Genomic DNA, 25897 nt, shown 5'->3' with positions numbered 1-25897 from the left:
CATGTTTTCCGTCGCCTCATTCCATCACCATGGCCGTCAGCGTCTTCGACCTCTTCAAGATCGGCATCGGGCCGTCGTCCTCGCACACGGTCGGGCCGATGCGCGCGGCCGCGCGCTTCGTCCAGAAATGGCTCGTCGAGAGCGGCGACCTCGCGCGCACGGCGCGCGTGCGCGCCGAAGTGTTCGGTTCGCTCGCTCTGACCGGCCGCGGCCATGGCACCGACAAGGCCGTGCTCATGGGCCTCGAGGGCCACTGGCCGAACGAGATCGATCCCGACCTCATTCCGCCCGCGCTCGAGCGCATCCGAAAGAACAAGCGCATCCGCCTGCACGGCGAGCACGAGATCGCGTTCGACGAGAAGTCCGACCTCATCATGAACAAGCGGCAGAAGCTGCCGTTCCACACCAACGGCATGCGCTTCACCGCCTACGACGCCGACGGCAACGTGCTCGCCACGCGCGACTACTACTCGGTCGGCGGCGGCTTCGTCGTCAACCAGGACGAGGCGGCGGAAGACCGCATCGTCGCCGACGAGACGCCGCTCACCTACCCGTTCCATTCGGGCGAGGAACTCCTGCGGCGCTGCGAGGAGAGCGGGCTCACGATGGCCGCGCTCATGTATGCGAACGAACTTGCCTGGCGCACGCGCGAGCAGATCGACGCCGGGCTCGACGAGATCTGGCGCGCGATGCAGGCCTGCGTCGCGCGCGGCATCCGCGAGGCAGGCACGCTGCCGGGCGGGCTGCACGTCGCGCGACGCGCGCCCGCGCTGCATGCGGAACTGTCGTCGCGTCCCGAGGCGGCGATGCGCGACCCGCTGACCACGCTCGACTGGGTCAATCTCTATGCCCTCGCGGTGAACGAGGAGAACGCCGCCGGCGGGCGCGTCGTCACCGCGCCGACCAATGGCGCGGCCGGCATCATCCCCGCGGTGCTGCACTACTACGACCGCTTCTGTCCCGGCGCGACGGCGCAGGGCGTGCGCGACTTCCTCATGACCGCGGCGGCGGTCGGCATCCTCTACAAGGAGAACGCGTCGATCTCCGGCGCCGAGGTCGGCTGCCAGGGCGAAGTCGGTGTCGCCTGCTCGATGGCAGCCGCCGGGCTCACCGCCGCGCTCGGCGGCAGCCCGGGCCAGATCGAGAACGCGGCCGAGATCGGCATGGAACACAACCTCGGCCTCACCTGCGATCCGATCGGCGGCCTCGTGCAGATCCCGTGCATCGAGCGCAATGCGATGGGCTCGGTCAAGGCGATCAACGCCTCGCGCATGGCGATGCGCGGCGACGGCAAGCACAAGGTGAGCCTCGACAAGGTCATCAAGACGATGCGCGACACCGGCCGCGACATGCAGGACAAGTACAAGGAGACCAGCCGCGGCGGTCTCGCGGTGAACGTCATCGAGTGCTGATGGCGCGCAACCCGTAGGAGCGGCTGCAGCCGCCCGGCCCCGGGGAGCATCGCGACTGGCGCCTCCTGCAGAGCCCCGCCACCTGCGCTTACCCGTGGCGCTTGAAGTACTGCACCTCGCGCTCGTGCTTTTCGGCCGCCGCGCGGGTGCGGAACGTGCCGAGGTTGCGGCGCTTGCCGGTGCGCGGGTCGGTCTTGCGCGAATAGAGGCGGTATTCGCCGGATTTGAGCTTGCGGATCATCGTGTGCACTCCACCGAGACGGGAGTCCATGCTCGTCGCGCATCGCTGAGCCGCGGCTGTCCGTGACGCCTTGTTCAGGCGCGTTCGAGCGTCGCGACCAGCGGCAGGTGGTCCGACGCCACCATCGCGCTGCGACTGCGATGCGTACGCACGTGGGATACGCGCAAGCCTGCCGAAACGAACAGGCGATCGAGCCGCGCGACCGGGCACGGCGACGGGAACGTCGGCGGCGCCGGCACGCGCGCGAGGCGGCGTTCGATCACCGCGAGGCAGCCGTGCAGGCGCCATTCGTTGAAATCGCCGAGGAGCACGGTCGGCGCATCCTCGTCGAGCAGCGCATCGAGTCGCTCGACCTGCTGGATGCGTTCGGCACGACGCAGGCCGAGGTGCGTCGCGAGCACGCGCAGCGGCCGGCCGTCCCAGTCGATGCGCGCGTCGATCACGTTGCGCGGCTCGCGCCGTTCGAGTGCGAGCTCGCGCGCATCCACCGATACGATCGGGACGCGGCAGAGCAGCGCGTTGCCGAATACGCGGCCGCGCTTGAGGAAGGTCGGCATCACGACCAGACTCGCGCCGGCAGCATGCTCGAGCTCCGCCGAGAGCTCGTCCAGCGTGCTGCGGCGTGGCGAGAATTCCTGCAGCGCGATGATGTCGGCGTCGAGCTCGGCGAGCACGCGCGCAATCCGCACGGGCAGGCAGCGGCCGTCGACGCCGACGGCCTCGTGCAGGTTCCAGGTCGCGATGCGCATCAGCGCACGCCGCGCGCGCGATGGCGCGAACGCGCGAACCAGGCGAGCGCGAGGATCACGACCACCACGCCGAGCAGCGACAGCCAGGCGAGCGGGTGCGGATCGCGCAGGGCGGCCGCGGCACGATCCGCGAACACCGCATACAGCGCGACGCCGGGCGCCATGCCGAGCGCGGTGCCCGCGACGTAGTCGACGCGCTTCACGCGCAGCATGCCGGCGGCGAGGCTGACCACGCTGTAGGGCGCGACCGGCACGATCCGCACGGCGGCGACTGCGAGCACGCCGTGCGCGAGGATGCGTTCCCGCACGTGGCGCCAGCGCGGCGCGGCGAGCCGTGCATGGAAGCGCTCGGGCAAGGCGCGACCGATCTCGTGCACCGCGACCGCGCTGAGCAGCGCGCCGGCGAGCGCGCACGGCGCGCCGAGCCACGGGCCGAGCACGACGATCGCGAGTGCGGTGAGCAGGTTGACCGGGAACGCGACGAGACCGCCGACCACGAACGCGACGAGCAGGAGCGGCGCCGCCCAGGCCGAATGGCGCCAGCGCTCCGCCGCGGCGAACACGTCCGCGACGGTCGCGTGCGTGACGTGCGGCGCGAGCTGCCACACCGCGGCGGCCGCCGCGGCGAGCGCGAGCACGCCGGCGAGCGCGAGCAGGCGCCTGCGCATCAAAGCAATCCTTCGATTGGCAGCAAGCGCAGCATGCGCAGTTTCGCGCGCTGCCAGCGCGAGGCGCCGGGATCGTGGTCATACTCGATCGGTTTGCCGTCCTCCTGGCCGGTCCAGCGCAAGCGGCCATGCACGAGTTCCACGTGATAGGCATTGTCGGGCGCGGTCGCGTGCGCGAAGAACTGTTCGATCGCATCGGCGAGCCCGGGGCTGTCGACGATCACGCCCATCTCGGTGTTGAACGTGACCGAGCGCGGATCGAAATTCATCGAGCCGACGAATACGCGGCGGTGGTCGATCACCATCGTCTTCGCATGCAGGCTCACGCCCGACGACGTGCCGTAGGCGCGCTGGACGCCGGCGCCGCGCAGTCCCTCGAGTTCGTACAGCTCGACACCGGCCCGCAGCAGGTCCTCGCGATACTTCGCGTAGCCCGCGTGCACTTCCGGCTCGTCGGTCGCCGACAGCGCGTTGGTCAGCACCTTCACCGTCGCTCCGCGCGCGACGAGCGCGGCGAGCAGCGCGACGCCTTCGTCGCCCGGGATGAAGTACGGCGAGACGAGCAGCGCCTGCGACCTCGCGGCGTCGAGTTCGCGCCGCAGGGCCGGCGCGATATGGCGCAGCCGGCGCTCGTCGACGCCGGGCGAAGGATCGACCTTGGCGGGATCGTCCGCGGCGAGGCGTGCCTCGCCCCAGAACCATCCGCCCTTGTGTTCCGCGCTCGGGCCATTGGGCAGGTCCTGGGCGACGACGTCGGCGTACTCGCTTTCCTTGAACGCGCGTGCGTCGCGCAGCAAGCGTACGCGCAGGGTCGCGAGGTTGGCTTCGCTGACCTGGTTGTCGCTGTACGCGGTGACGGGAAACGCCGCGTCGCTGTTCCAGTAGCGGTCGAACATCGCGGCAACCTGCGCGACGACCGGGCCGATGGCGAGCACGTCGAGGTCGCGGAAGTGCACCTCCTCGCCCGCGTCGAAATACGCGTCGCCTATGTTGCGACCGCCGACGATCGCCTGCATGCCGTCGACGATGAACGCCTTGTTGTGCATGCGCCGGTTGAGGCGGGGGCCTTCGAGGAGGAACTGGCTCGCCTTGGCGAGGATCGACCGGTGGCGGAAGCGGAATGGATTGAACAGGCGCACCTCGATGTTCGGATGCGCGTCGAGCGCATCGAGCAGGCGGTCCTCCTTCGAAATGTCGAGGTCGTCGAGCAGGATGCGCACGCGCACGCCGCGGTCGGCGGCGGCGAGCAGGCGCTGCGCGACGAGACGGCCGGTCGCGTCGTTCTTGAAGATGTAGTACTGCAGGTCGATCGAATGGCGCGCCGCATCGGCGAGCACGACGCGACTCATCAGCGCGTTCGCGTTGCCGAGCAGCGGACGGAAACCGGATTGCCCCGGATGTGCGGCGACTTCACCCGCGACGTAGCGCGTCGACGCCGTGTCGGCGACCGCGGGCAGCGCCGTCGACGGCGGCTTCGGCAAGTCCGTGCGCAAGGTCGCGCACGCGCCGAGCATCGTGGCGAGTAGCGCAACACCAATACCTCGCAAGCACGCAGCCCACGTCTCCATTCACGAATGATCGCATGGCTAAGCATGAGCGCTGTCTGAACAGGGGGACAACGTACCTCTACTGCGAGAAATATATCTGGATCAACGACTTCAATTCATCCTAGGCCGACCCTTGCGCTCCCCTACCAGTCCACGCGCCCAAATTCCAAGCACTGCGCCAAATAGCATCAGCAGTATCGAAACCAAGAAGAAAATAGGCACCGCCGGCATATCGGCGAAATCCCGAAAATCCGCCCCCCTTGCAAAATGCACGACGAATGACAGACCCGTGCCCGCCAGAAAAATGGCTAGTAGCTCGCGCCACCCGAAGCTCGTAGCCCATCCAACGACGGACCCGACGATTACCTTGGATATGCATAGGACGCCAACTTTAGCGAGAACCAAAGAAACATAGGGAAGCGATAAGCCAAGGAAAATTGCATGCAAGAGATATGGCATGCCTGCTTCCGACGCAGCAATTGCGAAGATAGGCACGACGGCGTCACGCGTGCGCTTTAGGCCAAATCTCATGGAACCACCTGTAGCGTATTAGGAGGGTCCGCGCTCAGTAGCTCATTTACCAAACCGTACTGGGCCTTCCTCAATTCACTATCCCATCGAAACGTAATGCAGCCATTGGACCGGGATCCAGGATGCAAAATATATCCCCCGAGTCGCCCCAAGTCTGTCCTCTCGGTCTGCTGCGCGTAAAAGCTGGCAATCTGCGCCCACCACGAGTCAGGCAGCAGTCGCCACCAGTTTCCCGAGTCCGGATGTTTCCCGTCATACGGCCTCATATGGTAGTCCCCTTCGGGAACGGGCCCTTCATCATCGGAACCTTGGCACTTATCAGAATTGTTGTTTTTACAATCCCCATTTCCAGAGAACAAGTTGTCTGGGCCGATGCCCACCGGTGGACTCCTCAGTCAAAGGTAACACCTGAGCAGGAATTCGCTGGGTCATTACATCGGCTCGCACTTCGTCGCTTTTCAAGCTTTCGGCTTGGTAGCCGGGAGTCTTGGATGTCCCCGGATCGCACTCGAAGTTCAAGGGTGTCCCGGATTGCGTCGGCTTAGGGCGCGTCTTGGACGCGCCGATGGGAACACCGCAACGCCTCGTGACGGTGCGCCAAGGCGCACGCTATACGCCGTACCGCGGTAGACCTGACCCCGGCTCCGCCCCCAACAGCATCCAACGGCGCATCCAAGATGCGCCTTACCGCGTTACATCGACCCTCCGTACCGCGGTGCGAGATAAGCGCCAGTCCAACATAACACTGCTGTAACCGAAATCGTCATAAATATTGCAGGCAACGCACCGAGCAACCAGGCGCCTGACAGGTCGTCAATGACAACCCGCATAATCGTTAGCAAGTGCATTCCGATAAACCCGGTAGCCGTGCTTATCAACATGCCAGCCCTGGAAACTCTTCGCGCAATAAATCCCGCAAGAAGTGGCGCGGCCAACACGTTGGCGCCAACCTTTATGGGTGCGGAAAAAAAGGGTACGGCCTGATATGCGGCAGCCGACGCAAATTCAGCCACCACAAAGCATCCAATGCTCGAAAGAAGGACAAGAAGGCCAGCAAGCAACACGCGCATCTCAAGGCACCACGACAAGCATGTTGTTTCCGTCCTCTTGCATCAGCAACTGGTGGACCCAATCGTAGTCATGCATTGCCTGACTATCGTTATTTGATGCCGTAATACAGCCCAGCGAGAACCCGCCTGGATGAAGCTTAAAGCCGTTACGACGCAGGCCAGAGTAATACTCCCACCACTTGACCGGCGGGTTTGGCTCAAGGCGCCAATGATCGAGACAGCACGAACGGGTATCTCGGTTCATCAGGTAATTTCCCGGTGGAATCGGCCCACGATGGCTAGAGTCCGCGCACTCCTGCGAATTGTTGTTTCTGCATCCGCCAATGCCAGAGAACACCCCGCCAGGCCCAAGGTTGCGTTGATCTGGAGGACCAACAAAGTTCGGGTCGAACGCATTATTTGATGTGCACGTGAGCGTATGCCTGGAAACTGAATACTCGCAGCGCGCGAGACCCCAGGCATCGCGGTAGTTCAGCGGGGACGACCCAACATATGCGTACGTATTCGGTCCATCCATAAGTCCAGTTGGATCGCTCTCAACATAGCGGCCAGTAGCTGGGTCATAGTCCCGGAAGTAGTTGTAATGCAGCCCGGACTCCGCATCGAAATACTGGCCCGGGTACCGAAGGCCGAGTAAGTACTGTCCATTTCCGGACACGGCCTCGTCCGGCACGTTCGCTCCGAATGCGCTGTCCAGGAACTCCCATTTCCACATGGCGCCGTTATTCGAAGGATCGAACACAACGCGCGGCGAACCAAGGTGGTCCGTTTCGATGTAGTGCAGCCCCGCGGTCAACGACACCGGCTCCTGCGTAAACTGCGCGACCGGAACGCCGTTGAAGTACATCAACTCTCGTAACGTCGGATTGGTCGAGGATGTGGTGCTCCTCGAGCTCGAGGTCCCATCGCTCGTCCGGACACTCAGTAGACGGCCGCCCTCGTCGTAGACCGAGGACTCGTCGAACGAGGTGGTCAGACCGCTCTTGTTCTTGAACGTACGCTGCCCTGCGCCGTTGTACGCGTAGGAGAACGTCGTCGCCGAACCGGCGACCGTCACGGTCGCGGTCGAGAGCCGGTTGCTGTCGTCGTACACGAGCGGATACGTCGACGTCGGCAGCGTGGTCTGGTTGCCATTGGCGTCGTAGTTGCGGTTTCCATCCCCCGCGTTGAGCAGGCGATGTGTGCCCGGCACGTAGGAATAGGCCTGCGCGGAGCCGCCGCCAAACGCTGCCGAAAGACGATCCCCGGTCTTGTTGTAGGTGTACGTTTCGAACGGCACCATACTCGCGGTGACATCCGCGAGCCGCTCTAGCGCATCATAGGAGTACGAGCGCTGCACGCGCGACAGCGGAATGCTCGCGCTGGTGATGTTGCCCATAGTGTCCACAACGAAAGCGAGGCGCAACCCCGTCGACTCGCTGCTCGATACGCCGGAGATCTCATAGTCCTGATCGTATGTCTTGGTCAGCGTTCTCCCATTCCCGAACGTGAGCACGCTCACAGGCCCGAAGGGATTGTAGGTGGCGCTGGAGACGATGGTGACGGGACTCGACGTGGATGACTGCTGCCATGTCAGCGAGGACTGGCGGCCCATGGTGTCCAACCCATAGGTCGCCGAAGCGCCGCTCGGATAAGTGATCGAGGCCAGACGGTCACCGGCCGTATAGGTATATGCGGTCGTCTGCGTGATTCCCGCGGTCACCTGCACTTTCCGGCGCAGGTTGCCATGCGCGTCGTAGCAGTAGCGCGTTTCGCCGCTGCCGTCCTGCATGCGCGTCAGATGGCCCATGGGTGCCTGCTCTCCCGTGACGCAGTCCGCATTGGCTACGTCATAGGTGTAGGTAACGTTGAGCGTACTTGCGGCCGGATGGGTCCGCGTCCTCGGACGATTCAGTGCGTCGTAGGAATAGTTCGTCACCTTGTTGCGGGCATCGGTTTGCGATATCCGATTGCCCGCGAGGTCGTACCGGTAGCTCGTGTGACCGGTGTCCGGGCTGTCCAGTGCCTTCAGGTTGTCCAGGGCGTCATACGTATAAGTCGTAGCGAGGTTGTCCGGATCCGTGATCTTCTTGACGTTGTCGCGGGAGTCGTACTCATATGAGGTCGCCGTGTTGCTCGTCGCCGGGGCCGCACCATTGAAGTCTCGCACCTGCTGCGTCAGGCGATCCAGCGCGTCGTAGACGTTCTTCGTCTTGATTCCACGTCCGTCCGTCGAGAGGAGCGGATTGCCGTTTGCGTCGTAGCCCGTAGCGCCGAATGCGACCACGGATGCGCCCGCAGCATTGTTCAGCTGCTGCAGGCGTCCCAAGGCGTCATAGGCACGCGAGAGCTTGCGCTTCTGGCTCTGGGAGCTGTCTTTGGTGACCTCGATCAAGCGGTGGCCAAGGGGATCGAGGCACGTCGGGCTGCCTGCGCCGCTCGGGCAGTAGTCGATGGTCGCGTTCGCGCGATCCGTGATCCTCGTCAATCGATGGGCGTCGTCATACGTATACGAAAGGTACACGCCGTCCGGGTCGGTGACCTTCTTCACCAGGCCGGACAGGTCGTACTCTACGTGCGTGGTCGCGTCCCCCACGGCGGGCGTGCCATTGGCGTTCACACGAACGATCTTGTCGGTGAGCCAGCCACGCGCGGAATACTGGTAGTCGCTGATGACGCCGTTGATGTCCTTCGTGCGCGTCGGGTGTCCGTACTTGTCGTATGCGAGGAAATAGCTCGCCTGACCGAGGGCATTGGTTTCCGAATACAGATCCCCGGCATGGTGACAGGCACCGGAAGGGCCACTCGCGCAACCCGAGAGGTCCGTCGACGTGTAGTAGGCATAGGTCGTCTGATCGATCAGGTCCGATCGCGGCCCATCGACCAGTTTGAGGTAGCCCGCTACACAGCCCGTCGCGGCGGTGTCGGTGACCGAGCAGTAGGTGCGCTGCGTCTTCCGGATGGTTCCATCCGTGAGGTTTGCTCGCGTGACCGAAACCTGCCGGCCGGTCGCGGGATCATACGCATAGGTCGTCTTGGCATCGGGCACCGTGTTGGTGCTGTTGTTCGGCTGCGGGATGATGCGTTCTTCCAGAACCCGGTTTGCCGTGAGGTCCCAATCCGTTTCGACGCGCCGTTGCTGTGGCGTGTTGTAGGCCTGGACGCGGGCACTCACGTGAACCGCCGCCGCGTCATACTCGAACTTCGTGATATTGCCGTTGCGATCCGTCTTCTGGCGCAAGCGGGTGAACGCCGCCGCATTGGCGACATCGTAGTAGGCGAAGGATTCCGATGCGCCGCTGGTATCCGTGCGGCTCGCCATGTGGCGATAGGGTGCTCCTGCCAGATAGTTGTAAGTCACCTGGCGCCCACTCGCCAATGTCGCGGTGGCACTCGAATCGGTCGCGTCGGACGAATAGGACAGCGTCACCTTCTCGGCGTTCGGGCCATGCCAGTTGGCGACGACGCGTCCCCAGTCGTCGTACTTGTACGTGCTGAAGCGCCGCCCCATTTCGTCCAGCGTACCGGTCAACCAGTAGCCGACGATGCCTGCAGGGGGCGTGGCGCCGCCGAAGATATTCGCTGCCTCGTTGTACAAGTACTGGCGAAAGCTGAGATCCGCGAACGTCAGCTTGTTCAGGCGATGGGCGCTGTCGTAGTCGAAATGCGCCAGTGCCGTTCCATCGTCGGCAGTGACGTCCGTCAACCACAGATATTGATCGTTCGAGTACGTGAAAGTGACATAGCGGCCTGTGCCGTCGGTCACCTGGCCAAGGCGCCAGAATGCCTCGTCCGTCGGCACTGCCGATGAGTTGTACACGGGAACGGTAGGCAGCGGAGGCCCCAGGTACGTGAGGGTCAGGTTCCCACGCGGGTCGTCGGGGTAGAGGATTTGCGCAAGACGGCCTGTCCTATCGTAAATCTCGATAGCGCCATCGGCACGGTCGAGCTCCCAGAAATGCGGGGTGTTGCCTGACGCTGGCTGGAAGATGAGGACATTACCGAGCGTATTGGTCGAGCGAAATGCATAGGTGCCGGCGGCCAACGGGAAGTTCGGATCCGTGATCTTGGCAAATACCTCCTGGTGCGCCTGCTCATCCTGCACGGTCACGAAAGTGGTGGACTGCGGAGACGCATTGTCGGCGCCGATTCCACTGATGTGGTTGTCCGTGAACCATTCGGTTATTACCCGCTTGGAGAGCGAATGCGACCAGTTGCGATCGATAAAACTGTAGGGGCGCGTCTGGCGGAGGGAGTTGTAGTAGAGCTCGAAGGGAATGCGGCCGTACGTGAACACCTTCTCCACGACGAGGTTATTGCCATTCGACGGATAGCAGGGGTCACCGATGCCACATGACCCCGAGGTCTGATTGAAACCAGGCCCCGAAATGAAATTCTTGATGAATGGAGTCCCGCACGCGTCATTGGAGGATGTGGCGCCCTGCAAGACATTCGCGCCGGCCGGACACGTGATGTCGTCCGTGCGCTGCACGTTCCAGATGAACGACTGTGTCGTTTCGACCGACGCGCCATCCCTGCCTTCGTCTCCCGACAGGATCGCCGCGTTTTGTGTAGCGTTGATGCTGACCGTCGCACCCCAGCCCGATGCCGTACTCGAAGCCGGTCGGTATATGAGCGACCCTTGATTGGTGCCTACGCCCGTTACCTGCGAAGGCGGCCCGGAAATATTGTTGGTCGATGTGGCGGCCCCCATGCGCGTCCAGGAGTATTGCGGGTGAACGGCATATGTCGCGTCGAACTGGCTTTGTGCTTGGGTGACTTGGTCGGAAAGCGAAGCGGACGAAGATGTCCAATCACGAACGAACAGCGAGTACGACGAAGAAACGGCCGCCGCCGCCCCCCTGAGCACGCTTGAGCTTCCCGTCACCGCGCCGTTGGGTCGATAGTCCCATGATGCGCCGGCGTTCGGGCTCGCGAAGAAATTCGGCGTAATGGTGAATGCAAGTCCCGACGCCGGGCTTCCCGCTGGACTGGCATGCAGAGTGGCTTCTGCTTCCTCCAGCGTCTTGAACCTGCAGGTGGACGTATCCGGCTTGTACCCGTAGTTCAGGGACGCGGGCACGGTCGGGCAGGTCTGTGAAAACGCTTGGCCCGCACCCAGCGCCAAGAAGACGAACAGGCCGCAGTTCGCGCCGCGCATGAAGATCCTCATGTGTACATCCCCTGAATTTCCTGGCCTTGCCGATCACTGGTAGAGGTCGGCGCATAAGGAGCTTTCGAAACCGCCGCTACGGATTGCCGCAGCCAGGCGGTGCCGGCTGCAATCCATATGCACAGGCATTGCCGGTGGAGAACGATGCAATTGCCGTACCCGTACCCGAGTGGACCGTAAAGGTACAGCTGGCCGTCGGCGTGACGGACGTATTGGGGTTCACCACGGCGAGGTTCTGCACGTTTATCGTGAAGGCTGCCTGCCCGCTACTCGACGTTAGCTTGTTCGCCGTCATCGGGGTTATGGTCGTGCCGCCGGACACCGAGCAGGACTGATCGATCTGGACGCCGCCGAAGGAAGGAGAAACCTTGGTGGTGATCGTCGTCGAGCCTGGATGATTGATCGGCAGGGTCGGCGAAATGATCGCCAGCGATGGCTGATACACGCTTCCAATCACGGGTAGCGATACATTCGCGCCATTGGACGACGCCGGCACGCTGAAGATGCAATTGCCGGACGGCGCCTGGCCCGGAACAGGCGTGCCTATGTTCGTGGTGACGTCGAACTGCGCGGTGCCCGCGTCGCCCGTGATATTGCTTCCGGCCGAATGGGGCTGCACCGTGATGACGGCGCCATTCTGCTGCGTGCAGCTGGGAGCGATCGTCAACGTAGCGAAGTTCGGGTTGAGCGTGATCGTCTCGGCTACCGTCGTCGGCCCCGAGAAACTCACGCCCACAGATGCCGGCGCCTTAGTGACGCTGGGAGCGACGGGTGTCCTGAACGTGTAGAGCCCGAGTGCCGAAGAGCATGCACGCCCTCCCCCGGTCGACGTGTAGTCGTAACAGGAACTGGTGATCACCGAAGACGTCGATGTCGACGTCACGCCTGATGTGCTGATCGTGACTGGCTGGCATTGCGTACCCGCGGCCAGGTTCGGCGTATCGCCATCCACCACGCCGCCGCCGAAGACCGGAGGCTTAGGCGAATAGTCGCGCGTCTCTCCCGCGTGCATGGAGAACGCCAGGTGGAAATAGTGCGGGTACGCCGTACTCGACGCGGCGGCGTCACACAGCGTCATCGAGATCTGCGAATTCGCGGGGAGATACGCGGGGAGATAGCCGGGCGCGAATTGAGCGTGGGCATCGAGAAAAAAAAGCGCAATGACCACGAACCCGAAGGCATACCTCATTTCATCTCCCCTGTACGTTCGCCCGCCCGATTCAATCGACAGAATTACCTACGCCGGACCATCGCGCAAGGACCAAATGACAACCAGCGCTCGATTGATACTTCGACTGTTTTCACAGCGCGACTCAATCAAGGACCGATGGTATCGAACACGTAGGAAACACTTCGCCCACTTCGATCACTGGAAATCCGGCCATGCCGCTTGGTCGGGCTTGCTGTTGAAACCAGGCGAAAGCGATAGAGCGTTCCCCACGTGAGGCTGTCGCCACTCGGGGCGCGCCATCGTGCGCTCGATGAAGTCGACGTCGAAAGCCACGGCTCGTAGGCGTCACCTACGCCGACGAATGACATTGCGTCGATTTTCGCGCCCCGGCTCGTTTCCACTTCGAATGTTTCAATGCCGTGACTCGCGATCATTCGAAGATCGGGCTCCTTACCGGACGTCTTCACGGCCGCGAAATCGACATTCATGATCGCGTAATCGTATCGATAACGCCCGTCTTCCTCGCGAACCACTCGCACGGCCGCCTTGAGTCGCCCGCTCGGCGTGGAGATTTCGCTGTTTGCCTCGTCCTGATGCGGGGCGCGGGGATCGACCCAGGAATCAATGACGGGACCGATGACCGGAGCCGCGCGATCGTCGATCGTCCATAGATGCTGCTCCGGTTGCCAAACAGCGACGATGTCCTTGTGCATCATCGTGTTGTAAGGATTCACGTCGTCCCTGACGACATACCATGCTTCCAGGACATGACGCCCCCCCCGATGCGCAGCGAACTCGCGCTCCGGGACCACGGCGCGATAGGTGTAAGCGTCATAACCCCGGAATTTCTGCGGCTCTCCGCTGCACTCTGGGTCGTAGATGGATCCGCATCGGGCCCAGATGCCGCGCGAAGGGATGACTTCCGAGCGCGGACCCAGCGTATCGGGCGCGTCATTGTCACCGGGACCATAAACATCCTGACATCCGCGACCGAGCACATGGTTGCTCCCCGGGTTCTCCACGCACAAGGCATTCGCAGCGACGTGCGCGTGTTTTGCACCGGAACGGGCGACTTGCCGCAGTCCACCATCGGCATCCAGGCGATAGAGATTCCAGACCAGCATCGGGTGCTGATCATTGTGGTATGGAGGGCAGTTCGCGCTGAATTTCGCACGCCAAGGAATATCGGCCGCAAAGCGTACCGCGCTCGTTCCATTCGAATCAGCGAGGACGGTTGACACCAGTGTGCCGAGATTAACGTTGTTGCGAAGCGCCGTGGTGGGCGTCACCTTGATGCGGCCACTTCCGCCTGGACCGGTGCAGTCGCTGCAACCTGTCAATTGCGCCCAGAGCCCCGCCATGAGCACATCGACCTGATAGGTTTCTCCCGGATGCTCCGGGACCGGTCGACCGGGCCATCGATCACTCGCGGGGCATTCGATCCGAGGCTCCGTCCTCACGCTCGTATGGGCGTTCCAGATCCTCGCAGCCGCCACCTGCCAATCCGTGGCGCTTGGGCGGCCTATCTCCTCCGCCAACCGGCGCGAAAGGCGCAAGTCCATTGCGCTGATCTGGATGGACTTCCCATTGCTCGACTCGACCATCGCACGATCGGCACGAAACAGGATCTCGCCGTTCGACGAGATGACATCGAGCTGCGATTGAGCCGCGTCGTGCAGCCGGAGAACGAAATCTTTCAACTCGATCAGGCGCGTGCCGATCGAAAGCCTGTAGCCACCGACGACCCGGATTTCTCCGCTGGCAAGTCCGACGGCACTCGTTCCAGACACGCGCGGGGTCAAGGAGGTCGATGCGATCCGAAAGCGATCGAAGCCCGCACTCGGCGGCCCGGCGGAATCGATCGGTTCGGAAACGCGCACACCAAGGTTACCGAGCAGCTCGCGATTCCAATGCACCAGAAGCTCTACATCTTGCCTCGTCGCTTCCAGCGGTCGAGGCAATTCGCGCGATCGAGGCCTTGCCATGCAATCGTCGGTCACCCCCGCACCGAGGATCGACAAGCTCAACATCAACTTCAATTTCCACCGACACATTTTGTTCCCCTGCACGCACCGACACCCCGCTGGAACGGCTCGCGAGAACGATTCCGCCAACGTCATCCGATCCTGCGCAATCCGTGAAGCTCGAATGAGCCAGGCGCCGCCGACGTCTTCGCCTCCACCCGTAGCCGACTGCCCACGGCCCGTTTCATGACCTGCCAACCCTTGATCTGGAAGATCCGCATTCCGGCGAAAGAAGCCATGCGCGGCTACCGGCGCCTTCCGTTGCCGTTGGATATCAAGAGCAAGAGCAAGATGGATTCCCGCGTTCGCGGGAATGACGGCAGCCACCGGGAAGCCACCACTTGCGCCGCGGGACGAGACGCTCCCGCCCGTGCAAGAGCTGGATCCCGGCTTTCGCCGGAACAACGACAGACGGGAGAAGCAACTGCTTCGCATCTTCCCATGAGGAAAAAAAGAGGCCTCCCGGAGGAGGCCTCTCGATCACCTGTTACGGATGGCGATCAATGCATGCTGCGCAGGGCCGCCGAGACCGGACCGACGGGCCTCGCCGGGGCCGACGTCGACTGCGCCGAGCAGTCGAGCGTGATGTCGTCGATCATCGCGCCACGCAGGGCGGTGCCTGTCTTCGCGTAATCGAAGCGCACCGTATGCGAGTTGCCGTCGAGGTACTGCGCCGGGATCTCCAGCGTCATGGGCTCGTACGCCGAGCTCACGGCGCCCGGGGCCACGGTACCAACGGTGTTGCCATCGATCTTGATCGTGAACGTCGCGTTCGTGCCCGTGGCACCGCCGAGCTGGTTGATGAACCAGTAGTTGAGCCAGCGCGGCTGGCCACTCGGGAACACGACCGCTTGGCTCAAGCTGCCCGTGCCCGCCGTCGTCGTGCCGCCGAACCACACGAAGCCTTCGCCCGTGTGCGCGGTGACCGTACCGCTGTCGTCACAGGTGGAGTCGCAGAACGGCGAACCGAAGACGCTGTCGGTGCCGGTCCACGGCGCGCCGCCGTTTTCAAGGCTCGGGTCCCCGAACAGCTGCGTCGGGGAGCAGGTCGAACCACCGGAGGTCACCGTGAGCGTCACTGGAACCATCGTGATCGGATGCGCCACGTCGTTGCTCGCGATGCACGCGTTCGCCGTGTAGGTACCGGCGGCGAGGCCCGTGCTGTTGAACGTGACCGTCACCGGGTTCGAAGTACCGCCCGCGGCGCTGCCGCTGGTCGGGGCCAGCGAGAGCCACGGCGCACCGCAGTTGATGGTGCCCTGCAGGTTGAACGCCACGTCCGGCCAGCCGACGAGGCCTTGCAGCGCCGTCCAGTTCGCAACGCCGAACAGGTTACCGGTCAGCATGCCCGGGCCGCCCTGCAGCAGGGCCTGGCTCCAGTTCCAGCGCGAGCTCCCCGCCGGGCCGATTGGACCGGTGTAGGTCGGGAACACCGACAGCCAGTACGTGCCGGCCGGCAGGTTGAGCGTCTGGCCGGCCGCCGCGAGGTCGAGCGTGATGTCACCCGAGCCCGCAATGGTCACGCCCGCACCCGTCGGGGCGGTGTCGAACTGCCACACCGGCGTACCCGCGCCCGTATCCGGATTGCCGGACGGCATGCCGGGCGCGTCGCTGTAGATGCGCCACGAGATCGTCGGCTGCGAGAGCAGGGCGTTCGTGTTGTCGAAGCCGAACGTCGTGATCTTCGTGATCGCCGTCGAGGCGCCGCTGACGGTGAAGTCGGCCGCCGTGAACCCGCCGCCGTTGTCGCTCGTCGAGTAGTCCGAAACGATGCCGCCGGTGGAGTTCTTCGGCTGGTTCCAGACGGAACCGACGCCGGTCGCCGAGACGTTCCAGGTCAGCGTGCCGCCGCCCGTGTTCGCGACGGTGAGCGGCAACGTCGTGGTCGTGTCGGCAGCTTGCGACTGCGTCAGCGACGTCGGCGTGACCGAGATCGTCGGCACCGCGCCCTTCACCGCGACGGTGAGGTGCTGGTCCGGCGACTGGTTGGCCGCCTCGTGCAAGGTGACTTCGCCGAACGCGATGTTCGCCGACGTACCGGTCGCCGTGACCGTGACCGTCTGCGTCGCGCCCGGAGCGAGCGTGAACGAGGACGGGCTGAACGACATCGTGTAGCCCGTCGGGTTCGTCGCGGAGAGCGACCAGTTGCCGGTCGTGCCGAGGCGGTTCTTGAACGTGCGCGTCCACGAGCAGGTGCCGTTGCAACGCACCTGGCGCAGCGACGCGAGGTTCAGTTGCGTCTGGTCGATCGTGCCGCCGTTCGGGTTCGCAGCCTCGAAGTTGGCGGCGGTCTCGTCCAGCGTCAGGCCGGCCAGCGCCGCCTTCGACAGATCGACGCGACCGCTGCCGACGTCGTCGACGTTCCACGGCGTCACTTCGTCGTCCTTCAGGCCTTCGAGCTTGGCGGTGGTCTGCAGGGCCGACTTCACTTCCATCGGCGTCCAGTCCGGGTGCGCCGCGCGCACGAGCGCAGCGGCACCGGCCAGGTGCGGCGACGACATCGACGTGCCACTGTCGAGGCCGTAGCTGCCCGAAGCCGTGTCGAACGCGGCGTAGATGTTGACGCCCGGACCGGTGATGTCCGGCTTGGTCAGGTTGTCGTACGGCGCCTGCGTCGGGCCGCGGAAGCTGAACTTGGCGAGGATGTCGCCCGGCACCTGGCCGATCGCGATCTTGCGGTACTGGCCGACGGCGCCGGCGGGGCCGTCGAAGCCGTCCGCGAACACCTGGTCGGCCAGAGGAATCGGACCGAGGTTGGCATTGACGAACGCGATCAGCGCGTCGCCGGGGCCCTTGTACGTGCTGAACGCAGCCACGTCGGTCGGCGAACCCGTGGTGTCCATGTTGATGGCACCGGGCTGGTTGTTCGTGATTATGACCACGCGCGCGCCGGCGTTGTAGGCGTTGGTGATCTTTTCGGAGAAGTTGCAGTTACCGCGCTGGATGATCGCGACCGCGTTGTTGAAGTAACCGGCCGGGAACGTGCCGGTCGCGCTGCAGCCGTCGATGTTCGTCGGATAGGTGCGCAGCGCCATGCCGTCGAAGTCTTCGGTGTCGTCGACCTGCAGCGTCGTGTTGCCTGCGATCAGGGCGATGTTCTGCGTCGCCGCCGGCGGCGTGCCGGGGCCGGTGGCGGAAAGCACCGGAGCGGCGATCTGGTCCTGCGTCGATGCGGCGACCGTGAGCATCCACGGGCCGTTGTTCGCGACGAGGCCGGTCGGGTCCGTGCACGAGGCGCGCGTGTTGCCCGCCGAAGCGGCGACGAACACGTCCGCGGCTTCGGCCTCGAGGAAGTCGAGGCTGTCGGCCCAAGGATTGCCGCCGCCGCAGGTCGGGCCGATCGAGAAGTTGACCACGTCGACCTGGTCGACGATCGCGTTCTGGATCGCCGCGGTGATCGCGTCGTCGGTGATGCCGCCGCTCGAATTGGCGACCTTGTACGTGTACAGGCTCGCGCACGGCGCGACGCCCGACATCGACACGCCGTCCGGCAGCAGCGGCGCCGGCGTGACCGTGTTGTCGATCGTGTTGCCGGCGGCGGTGCTGCTCGTGTGCACGCCGTGGCCCTGGCCGTCGAAGGCGTTCGGGTTGGTGCCCGTGCAAATGGTGCCGTTGTTGCTGTTGCAGTCACGCGGGAACAGCTTCGGGTTCGCCGCGGTGAAGCCGCACGACGCGTCGTCGGTGAACGACGGGTGGCCGATGTTGGTGCCGGTGTCGATCACGCCAACCTTGACGCCCTGGCCACGCGTGCCGGCACCGCCCGGGACGGAAGCGCCGCTCCAGATCGTGTCCGCACCGATGAAGGTCGGGCCGCGGAACGTGTTGACGCGCTTGCTCATCACGGGAGCGACCGAAGTCACGCCGTCGAGGCGCGCGACCATGGCGGCTTCCGCCGGGCTCATAGCCGCGGAAATCGCGTTGCGCGTGACGTCGTACGTGTACTGGATCGAGAGCGGGCGGCCCAGCGCCTGCTCGATCGCCGTGATGTGCTCGGCGCGCTTGCTCTCGAGGAATGCCTTGTAGGCGCGCGCAGCCGACGAGTTCGCGTCGAACTTGCGGGAAGCACCGGACATGACCAGGCGGTCATCCGGAGCGGTGCGCGCGAGGCCCGCGACGTCACCCTTGTAGGCGACCAAACCCTGTTCGCTGAACGTGATGATGTAGCGACCGCTTGCGCTGTCGGTCTGGCCCGCCTGCGCAACGAGGTCACTTCCCGGCGAACTTGCTTCCAGGCTGGAAGACATGCCCGCTCCGACCAAGGCGATCCCGACCGCGGACGCCAAGGCTGTTACGTTTGCCAACTTCATGTACGACTCCCCAAATAATCAATTATTGGTACACCCCGCCGGGGAGGCGGAGCATCAGCCGCGTGACCTTCCTGCGCATGCCACTGCGCAGGCCCAGAACCCACGGCATCCGGGTTTGATACCACGTCCCATCGTCCGCGGCAATGTGCCGCAGACGTAAAGAAGTGCTGGCACGCCCTTTCAGGGCTCCGCGCCGGCCGTGGACGCGGCCATACGCCGGCGTAGTGGATCGAGCAGGGCGCCGTAGTGACTGGCGACCGCGAGGTCGCGCCGCAAAGGCTGGCGCACCTGGCTGGCGCTGGAGGTCTGCACCACGCGCGCGGTCTCATGGAACGCGAGGCAGGCCGGATCGAACGGGAGACCGAGTGCACCGACGAGCGAGCGGACCGACGCTTCCGGCTCGCGCAGCAGTTCCTCGTGGACGAATGGATGGATCCACCCGGGAAGGAGGCGCGACCACGCGGCCATCGCGCGCTCGCAGTCGCGCCAGAACGCGACCAGTTCATCGAGGTCGTAGCTGAAGGACTGCGCTTCGCTGAAGTGGTGCTTGTAGCAGCTCCACAGCGTCTCGAGCGGATCACGCCGGCAATGGATGACCCGTGCGCCCGGCAGCATGCGACGGATCGCCGCGAGTGCCTGCCAGTTCGCCAGTGTCTTGTCCGTGAAGCGCCGCCGTGAGTCGCGCCAGACGCGGCCGCGCGCGAGGTAGTCCTCGCCGAGGCGACGCCAGTCCTCGTCGGTCGCGTCCTCGACCCACGATGGAAACGGCTGCCCCCGCCGCTGCGATTCGGCCTGCAGCACCTGCACGATCTCGTTGCGCTCGCCGCCACCCTGCACCAGCGGATGGCTCGCGAGGATCTGTTCGACGAGGGTCGAGCCCGAGCGCGGCATGCCGACGAGGAAGATCACGTCGCTGCCGCGTGCATCGGCGGGCGCGGGTGGCAGGCGGGCGAAGCGCTCGATGATCTCGTCGACGAGGCGGCTGACCGCGGCGGCGTTCCAGCGCACGCTGCGCCGCTTGCCCGCGTTCGCGCGCACGAACAGCGGATACGCCTCCGCGTAGCGCCCGCGCGCCTCGAGCAGCGCCGCGCAGGCGAAGTCGAAGTCGACGCGGCGGTGTTCCGGCACCGCGCCACCCGCCTGCAATGCGAGCAGTCGCTCCAGTTCGGCGTCGTCGGGGCGGAACGTCTTGAGGTTCGACAAACCGACCCACGCCGATACCGAGCCGGGCTCGGCCGCGAGCACCGCGCGCAGCTCCGCTTCCGCTTCGTCGAGGCGACCGAGCATCTTGAGCATTTCCGCGCGCTGCACGCGTGCGGCGGCGTGGCCGGGGCGCAGCGCGAGCACGCGCTCGTAGGCCTGGTTCGCGCCATGCGCGTCACCGCGCCGGTCGAGCGCATGGGCGAGGTTGTACCAGGCGTCGACGAGCGCCGGATCCTGCGCGATCGCGCGGCGGAACGCCTCTTCCGCTCCGGCCATGTCGCCGTTCTGCGCGAGCGCCGCGCCGAACTGGCAGGTGATCAGCGCATCATCCGGCGCGCGTTCCACGGCCTCGTGCAGCACCTCGAGCGCATGCGCGTGCCGGCCGAGCTGCAGCAGTGCGAGGGCCTCGAGGCGCAGCAGCTCCGGATGCCGGGGCGCCTCGTGCAGGGCGCGCTCGATCTCGCGCAGCGCGCGCGCGGCGTCACCGCGTTCGAGCGCGCGTTGCGCCTGCTCGGCACTGACGGTGAGATGGATGGGCAATCCGGCGAAGCGGCGATCGGGGTGCAGGAAGCGGCCGGACATGGGCGAGCGAGACGTGGCGACCCGGGCGTTCTAGCACAGCCGCGGCGCTCGCGTCGAAACGCGCGCCTCGCCGATCGTCGTTCAGCCGGCGAAGAAGCGCTGCACGTCGGCGAGCGAAGCCGTGCGCGGCAATGGCGGCAGGCTGGCGAGGAACAGCTTGCCGTAGCCACGCGTGGTCAGGCGCGGGTCGCACAGCATGAGCACGCCGCGGTCGTGCACGTCGCGAATCAGCCGCCCCGCGCCCTGGCGCAGCGCGATCACCGCATTCGGCACCTGCCAGTCGGCGAACGGATTGCCGCCGGATTCGCGCAGCGCCTCGAGGCGCGCGACGAGCACGGGATCGTCGGGCGCGGCGAACGGCAGCTTGTCGATGACGACGAGGCTCAGCGCATCGCCCGCGACGTCGACACCTTCCCAGAAACTCGCCGCGCCGAGCAGCACGCCGTTGCCGGAGCCGCGAAATGCTTCGAGCAGCAGGTTGCGCGGCGCCGTGCCCTGTACGAACAGCGGATACGGCACGCGCGAAGGCAGGAGCTCGGCGGCGCGGCGCAGGGCGCGATGCGACGTGAACAGCAGGAATGCGCGCCCGTTCGACGCCTCGAGCACGGGTACCGCGGCGTCGACGACGCGCTCGACGTAGTCCTCGGCGGCCGGATCGGGCAATCCCTGCGGCAGGTAGGCGAGCGCCTGGCGTGCGTAGTCGAATGGGCTGTCCACGCGCAACTCGACCGGATCCCACAGCCCGACCTGGCGCGAGAAATGCGTGAAGCGCCCGCCCACCGCGAGCGTCGCCGAGGTGAAGATCCACGCCGCGTGGCTCTGCGCGCGCAGTTCGCGCAGTGGCCCGGCGATGTCGAGCGGCGTCGCGTGGAAGGCGAACCCGTGCGCGCTCAGTTCGTACCAGTGCACCGCGTCGCCCACGCCACCGTCGGTGAGATGGGCGAGTCGTGCCGTGTGCTCGGTCGCGCGCTCGGCCACGCTGGCGAGGCCGCGGCTGCGCGCCGAATGCTTGTCGAGCGCTTCGGCGAGCGTGCCGAGCGCGCCGGCGAGTCCGGCGAGTTCGCGTTCGACCTCGGCGTCGCGCTCGATCTGCACGAACGCGCCCTTCTGCGGAAAGCGGTCGAGTGCGAGGCGCACGCGCTTGATAGCCGCGCTCAGGGGTTCCAGCGCCGGCTGCAACACCGCGAATGCGCCCGACACGTTGGCGCATTCGGCCTGCACGTCGGCGACGAGTTCGGTGAGCTGGCGCGCCGACAAGGTGACCGAGAAGAACTGCCCGGCGAGTTCGGGAATCTGGTGCGCCTCGTCGAGCACGAACGCATGCGCGCCGGGGAGGATTTCGCCGAAGCCTTCCTGCCTGATCGCGAGATCGGCGAACAGCAGGTGGTGGTTGACGACGACGAGGTCCGCTTCCTGCGCCGCGCGGCGCGCCTTCACGACGAAGCAGTCGTTGAACATCGGGCAGTCGGCGCCGAGGCAGTTCTCCGCGGTCGATGTCACGCGCGGCCAGAGCGGCGAGTCCTCCGCGACCTCGGCGAGCTCGGCGCGATCGCCGGCCAGCGTGCGCCGCGACCACGCGTGGATCGCCTGCAGCTGCGCGGCCTGCTCGCGGCTCGCGAAGCGGCCTTCCTTGTGTGCCTGGTCGAGCCGATGCAGGCAGAGGTAGTTCGCGCGTCCCTTGAGCAACGCCGCCGACAGGCGCGCGCCGAGCACCGCGCGCACGCGCGGCAGGTCGCGATGGAACAACTGGTCCTGCAGCGCCTTGGTGCCGGTCGAAACGATCACGCGCTTGCCCGACATGAGCGCCGGCACGAGGTAGGCGTAGGTCTTGCCCGTGCCCGTGCCTGCCTCCGCGACGAGCATCTGCCGGTCGGCGATCGCTTCCTCGACCGCAGCCGCCATCGCCTGCTGTGCTTCGCGCGGCGCGAAGCCGGGCACTTCGCGCGCGAACGGGCCTTCGGGGCCGAGGAGTTCGGCGGCGCTATGCATGGCGATTCGTGATTCGTGATTGGTGATTCGTGAACGGTGGCCGGCAGCGGGTGCGGGCGTAGAAAGTGCCGGGCGGCGGCTTTCCATCGTACTTCAAGCAGGCGACTGACCGCTCTTGCGAATCCCGAAGCGCCAATCCCCAATCACATCCGCAACAACGGCTTGATCCGGCATTCCTTCAGGCGCTCGCGCGCGGCTTCCACCGTCGGTGCGTCGCCGAGCGCGGTGCGCGCCTCGACCACCGTCTGCCAGTTGCGCGCGCACAGGCTGCCTGATTTCGGGCCGAGCTGGTGGCTCCGCAGCGCGAGGCGCTCGGCTTCGCTCCACTGAGCGAGGGCGATGTCGATCTCGGCGCGGTACTGCAGGAGATCAGGCGCGTCCGGCGCGAGCTTGAGCGCGTCGTCGGCGGCGCTCGCGGCGGCGGCGTAGTCCTGGCGGGCTTCGGCCTCGTGCGCGCGCTTCATGAAGCCCTCGATCGCGGCATCGCGCAGCGGCTGCACCTGCACCGCGGAATCGAGCCCGTCGCCGGCGGCGCGGATCGCGCGCAACGCGGCGGCCGTGTCCACCGGTGGCGGCGGAGGCGGCGGAGGCGGACCGGGCTGGGCGCAGGCGGCGAGGACGAGCGTGAGGGTGGCGGGAACGAGGCGATGCGACTTCATGCGATCGAGGACAGGACGTGCCGGTCGGTGTTCATGGGACTGCACATTCTCGCACGCCGCCCTTAACCGCCGCTGCCGAAGAAATTGCGCAACTGGTCCATCGGGCAATGCTCCTCCTCGGTCGGCGCATAGCCCAGCGCGAACGGCAGCTCGCGCGCACCCGCGCAGACCGCGTCGGTGCGCTTGCCGGATGGCGCGACGTAGGCGCGCTCGATGCCGTCCTGCGGCACGACCAGCGGCGCGCCCGGCAGCCGCTTCATGAGTTCGATCCAGATGCGCAGGCCGCCGGTGGAACCGAACAGGCCGGTCGGCTTGTTGTCGTCGCGGCCGACCCAGGCGACCGCGAGCGTGTCGCCGGTGAAGCCGGCGAACCAGGAATCGCGCTGCGTGTCGCTGGTGCCGGTCTTGCCGGCCGCGTGCAGCCAGCCGAGGCCCGAGTCGGTGATCGCATGGGCGGTCCCGCCGATCGCGACCTGTTGCATCGCCCAGGTGACCAGTCGCGACGCCGTGGTGTAGTCGCCGCCGCCGACCTTCACTTCGTAGCGCGACAACGGCCTGCCCTTCGCATCGAGCACGCCTCGCACCGCGCGCAGCGGCAGCGCGTGGCCGTCCGCGGCGAGGTACTGGTACAGGCGCGCGACGTCGAACGGGCTGAGGTCGATCGCGCCGAGCAGCATCGACGGATTCGGGTTGATCGCGCGACCGAGGCGGAACGACTCGAGGAAGCCGCGCACGCGATCGACGCCGATGCGCTGGCCCAGATTGATCGTCGCGAGGTTCCAGCTCTGCATCAGCGCATCGACGAGCAGCACCTCGCCGTGGCTCTGGTGGTCGTCGTTCTCCGGCCGCCAGCGGCCGCCGCCCGGTTGCGGCAGGTCGATCGGCCCGTCGTCGAGCAGGGTCGCGAGCGAATAGCGCTGCGGCTGGGCCAGCGCTACGAGGTTGACGAACGGCTTCACCAGCGAGCCGATCGGTCGCAGCGCGTCGAGCGCGCGGTTGAAACCCGGGGCGTCGACGTCGCGGCTGCCGATCACCGCCTGCACTTCGCCGTCACGCGCGCCGGTGACGACGAGCGCGGCCTCGACCGCGTCGCCGCGCTTGCCGAGCCCGGCCAGCGCCTTGTCGATCGCGGCCTCGCCGAGTGCCTGCACCGACGGCGCGAGCGTGGTATGGATCGACAGGCCGGCGCTGTTGAGTTCGGCATCGGGAAAGCCTTCGCGGATCTGCCGGCGCACGAGTTCGAGGAACGCCGGGTAGCGGTCGCGCGGCAGGGTCGCGTTCGCGGCGGTGCCGATCGGCTGCCTGCTCGCCGCGGCGTACGCGGCATCGTCGAGCAGGCCGGTGTCGCGGAACACGCCGAGCACGACATTGCGCCGGCCGAGCGCGCGCTCCGGGTTGCGGCGCGGATCGTACAGGCTCGGCCCCTGCACCATGCCGACCAGCAACGCGATGTCGGCGGCGCCGAGCGAGCGCAGGTCGCGACCGAAATAGAACTCGCTCGCCGCGGCGAAGCCGTGCACGGCCTGAGCGCCCTGCTGGCCGAGGAACACTTCGTTGACATAGGCCTCGAGGATGCGCTTCTTGTCGTAGCGCGCCTCGATGATGAGCGACAGCAGTGCCTCGTTGAACTTGCGCGAGAAGCGCTGGCCGCGATCGAGGAACAGGTTCTTGACCAGTTGCTGGGTCAGCGTCGAACCACCCTGCACCACGTGGCCGGCGACGAGGTTGGCCCAGGCCGCGCGCACGATGGCGCCGACGTTGATGCCGTGATGATGCTTGAAGTCGCGGTCCTCGACCGCCTGCAGGCCGGACAGCAGCAGCGGCGGGATCTCGCCGAGCGTGACGTAGCGGCGGTCCTCCTGCTGCGCGCCGTACAGCGTGGCGATGCGCGCGGGGTCGAGCCGCACGCGTTCGAGCGCGGCGCCGCTGTCGGCATCGACGAGGTCGGCGACACGGCCATTGGCGAGCGTGAGGGCGATGCGCTTCTCGCGTTCACGGCCGTCGAGGTAGATGAAGGTGCGCCGCTTGATCGTCCAGCGCGCGCCGTCGCGATGGAAGGTGCCCGGCGCCTGCGCCTGCGCATCCTCGTCGTAGCGCGCCGCAGCGAGTTCGGCGCCGAGCATGTCGGCGTTCATCGGCACGCCCGGCGCGAGCGTCAGCGGGCGCGCATAGACGCGGCTCGGCAGGTCCCACGACAGGTCGTCGAAGCGGCTGCGCACCTCGCTGTCGAGGTACCAGGCGTACGGCACGAGGAAGCCGATCGCCAATCCGACGCCGACCAGGAACGGGATGCGCGCGATGCGCCAGGCGGCGTACAAGAAGTTGAGCGAACTCGAGAGGAAGGACAAGCGTGTCTACCGACGGGCGACAAAGTCGCAGGGGACCTGGCGCAGTTTAGCCGCGCGACGCTGCGGCGGGGAGCGGCAAATGCTTGCGGGGACCGCGATCTCCGCGCCCTGCGGGCGTCGAGGGCAATGGCGCTCCGGCCCCGGGCGACCGGATGGGTATTTCTGCGGGAGCGGCGCAATCCGCGATGCTCCTGCTCCCACTGGGCCTCCCCCGGCGATCAGTCGGGATCGGCGATAATCCCGC

At 65.9% G+C, this 25897-nt stretch carries 14 protein-coding genes; 1 reads left to right on the top strand and 13 read right to left on the bottom strand.

Features of this window, described 5'->3' with window-relative positions; all coding sequences use genetic code 11:
• Positions 1 to 29 precede the first annotated feature (29 nt).
• A complete protein-coding gene (locus EV148_RS15585; protein WP_131999775.1) occupies positions 30 to 1412 on the top strand; it encodes an L-serine ammonia-lyase in 1383 nt (460 codons plus the stop codon).
• A gap of 88 nt (positions 1413 to 1500) precedes the next feature.
• On the opposite strand, the gene EV148_RS15580 is transcribed toward EV148_RS15585, so the two are convergent.
• The 13 genes from EV148_RS15580 to mrcB all read right to left on the bottom strand — a co-directional run bounded on the left by EV148_RS15580 (position 1501) and on the right by mrcB (position 25653).
• Positions 1501 to 1653 (bottom strand): hypothetical protein, encoded by a 153-nt coding sequence (locus EV148_RS15580; RefSeq protein WP_131999774.1) that lies wholly within the window; start codon positions 1651 to 1653, stop codon positions 1501 to 1503.
• A 74-nt stretch (positions 1654 to 1727) separates the two neighbouring features.
• Complete coding sequence (locus EV148_RS15575; protein WP_131999773.1) at positions 1728 to 2402, bottom strand: endonuclease/exonuclease/phosphatase family protein; 675 nt, start codon at positions 2400 to 2402, stop codon at positions 1728 to 1730.
• Positions 2402 to 3070 carry a TVP38/TMEM64 family protein gene (locus tag EV148_RS15570; protein WP_131999772.1) on the bottom strand — a complete coding sequence of 223 codons (669 nt, stop codon included), beginning with the start codon at positions 3068 to 3070 and terminating at the stop codon, positions 2402 to 2404. Before EV148_RS15570 ends, EV148_RS15575 begins: the two co-directional genes overlap by 1 nt.
• Positions 3070 to 4563, bottom strand: a complete 1494-nt coding sequence (locus EV148_RS15565) for a phospholipase D family protein (RefSeq protein ID WP_241988120.1) — start codon at positions 4561 to 4563, stop codon at positions 3070 to 3072. The genes EV148_RS15570 and EV148_RS15565 overlap by 1 nt, the downstream gene beginning before the upstream one ends.
• A 581-nt stretch (positions 4564 to 5144) precedes the next feature.
• Complete coding sequence (locus tag EV148_RS19165; RefSeq protein ID WP_158287501.1) at positions 5145 to 5528, bottom strand: tlde1 domain-containing protein; 384 nt, start codon at positions 5526 to 5528, stop codon at positions 5145 to 5147.
• 691 nt (positions 5529 to 6219) lie between these two features.
• Positions 6220 to 11370 carry an RHS repeat-associated core domain-containing protein gene (locus EV148_RS15555; protein WP_131999770.1) on the bottom strand — a complete coding sequence of 1717 codons (5151 nt, stop codon included), beginning with the start codon at positions 11368 to 11370 and terminating at the stop codon, positions 6220 to 6222.
• A gap of 76 nt (positions 11371 to 11446) precedes the next feature.
• Entirely contained in the window at positions 11447 to 12559 is a 1113-nt protein-coding gene (locus EV148_RS15550; RefSeq protein WP_131999769.1) for a hypothetical protein, read from the bottom strand.
• A 128-nt stretch (positions 12560 to 12687) separates the two neighbouring features.
• Entirely contained in the window at positions 12688 to 14571 is a 1884-nt protein-coding gene (locus EV148_RS15545; RefSeq protein WP_131999768.1) for a hypothetical protein, read from the bottom strand.
• A gap of 494 nt (positions 14572 to 15065) precedes the next feature.
• Positions 15066 to 18809: a S8 family serine peptidase gene (locus EV148_RS15540; protein ID WP_158287500.1), complete on the bottom strand. Its 3744-nt coding sequence runs from the start codon at positions 18807 to 18809 to the stop codon at positions 15066 to 15068.
• Between the two features lie 243 nt (positions 18810 to 19052).
• Entirely contained in the window at positions 19053 to 20657 is a 1605-nt protein-coding gene (locus EV148_RS15535) for a tetratricopeptide repeat-containing sulfotransferase family protein (RefSeq protein WP_131999766.1), read from the bottom strand.
• A gap of 81 nt (positions 20658 to 20738) precedes the next feature.
• Positions 20739 to 22646 carry a DNA repair helicase YoaA gene (yoaA, locus tag EV148_RS15530; RefSeq protein WP_131999765.1) on the bottom strand — a complete coding sequence of 636 codons (1908 nt, stop codon included), beginning with the start codon at positions 22644 to 22646 and terminating at the stop codon, positions 20739 to 20741.
• Positions 22647 to 22789: 143 nt separating this feature from the next.
• Positions 22790 to 23305, bottom strand: a complete 516-nt coding sequence (locus tag EV148_RS15525; protein ID WP_131999764.1) for a tetratricopeptide repeat protein — start codon at positions 23303 to 23305, stop codon at positions 22790 to 22792.
• A gap of 62 nt (positions 23306 to 23367) precedes the next feature.
• Entirely contained in the window at positions 23368 to 25653 is a 2286-nt protein-coding gene (mrcB, locus tag EV148_RS15520) for a penicillin-binding protein 1B (RefSeq protein WP_131999763.1), read from the bottom strand.
• Between the last annotated feature and the right edge of the window lie 244 nt (positions 25654 to 25897).

Source organism: Dokdonella fugitiva, assembly GCF_004342425.1.
In the GTDB taxonomy this organism is placed as follows: Bacteria; Pseudomonadota; Gammaproteobacteria; order Xanthomonadales; family Rhodanobacteraceae; genus Dokdonella_A; species Dokdonella_A fugitiva.
Note: the sequence above shows the minus strand (reverse complement) of the source record. Positions and strands in the feature narration are given on the sequence as shown.

What these genes read in the sequence shown, in the direction of transcription:
- EV148_RS15540 (WP_158287500.1), bottom strand. Translation starts at nt 18,809, where the DNA reads ATGTCTTCCAGCCTGGAAGCAAGTTCGCCGGGAAGTGACCTCGTTGCG.
- EV148_RS15545 (WP_131999768.1), bottom strand. Translation starts at nt 14,571, where the DNA reads ATGTTGAGCTTGTCGATCCTCGGTGCGGGGGTGACCGACGATTGCATG.
- EV148_RS15535 (WP_131999766.1), bottom strand. Translation starts at nt 20,657, where the DNA reads ATGTCCGGCCGCTTCCTGCACCCCGATCGCCGCTTCGCCGGATTGCCC.
- EV148_RS15585 (WP_131999775.1), top strand. Translation starts at nt 30, where the DNA reads ATGGCCGTCAGCGTCTTCGACCTCTTCAAGATCGGCATCGGGCCGTCG.
- yoaA (WP_131999765.1), bottom strand. Translation starts at nt 22,646, where the DNA reads ATGCATAGCGCCGCCGAACTCCTCGGCCCCGAAGGCCCGTTCGCGCGC.
- EV148_RS15525 (WP_131999764.1), bottom strand. Translation starts at nt 23,305, where the DNA reads ATGAAGTCGCATCGCCTCGTTCCCGCCACCCTCACGCTCGTCCTCGCC.
- EV148_RS15555 (WP_131999770.1), bottom strand. Translation starts at nt 11,370, where the DNA reads ATGAGGATCTTCATGCGCGGCGCGAACTGCGGCCTGTTCGTCTTCTTG.
- EV148_RS15570 (WP_131999772.1), bottom strand. Translation starts at nt 3,070, where the DNA reads ATGCGCAGGCGCCTGCTCGCGCTCGCCGGCGTGCTCGCGCTCGCCGCG.
- EV148_RS15550 (WP_131999769.1), bottom strand. Translation starts at nt 12,559, where the DNA reads ATGAGGTATGCCTTCGGGTTCGTGGTCATTGCGCTTTTTTTTCTCGAT.
- EV148_RS15575 (WP_131999773.1), bottom strand. Translation starts at nt 2,402, where the DNA reads ATGCGCATCGCGACCTGGAACCTGCACGAGGCCGTCGGCGTCGACGGC.
- EV148_RS15580 (WP_131999774.1), bottom strand. Translation starts at nt 1,653, where the DNA reads ATGATCCGCAAGCTCAAATCCGGCGAATACCGCCTCTATTCGCGCAAG.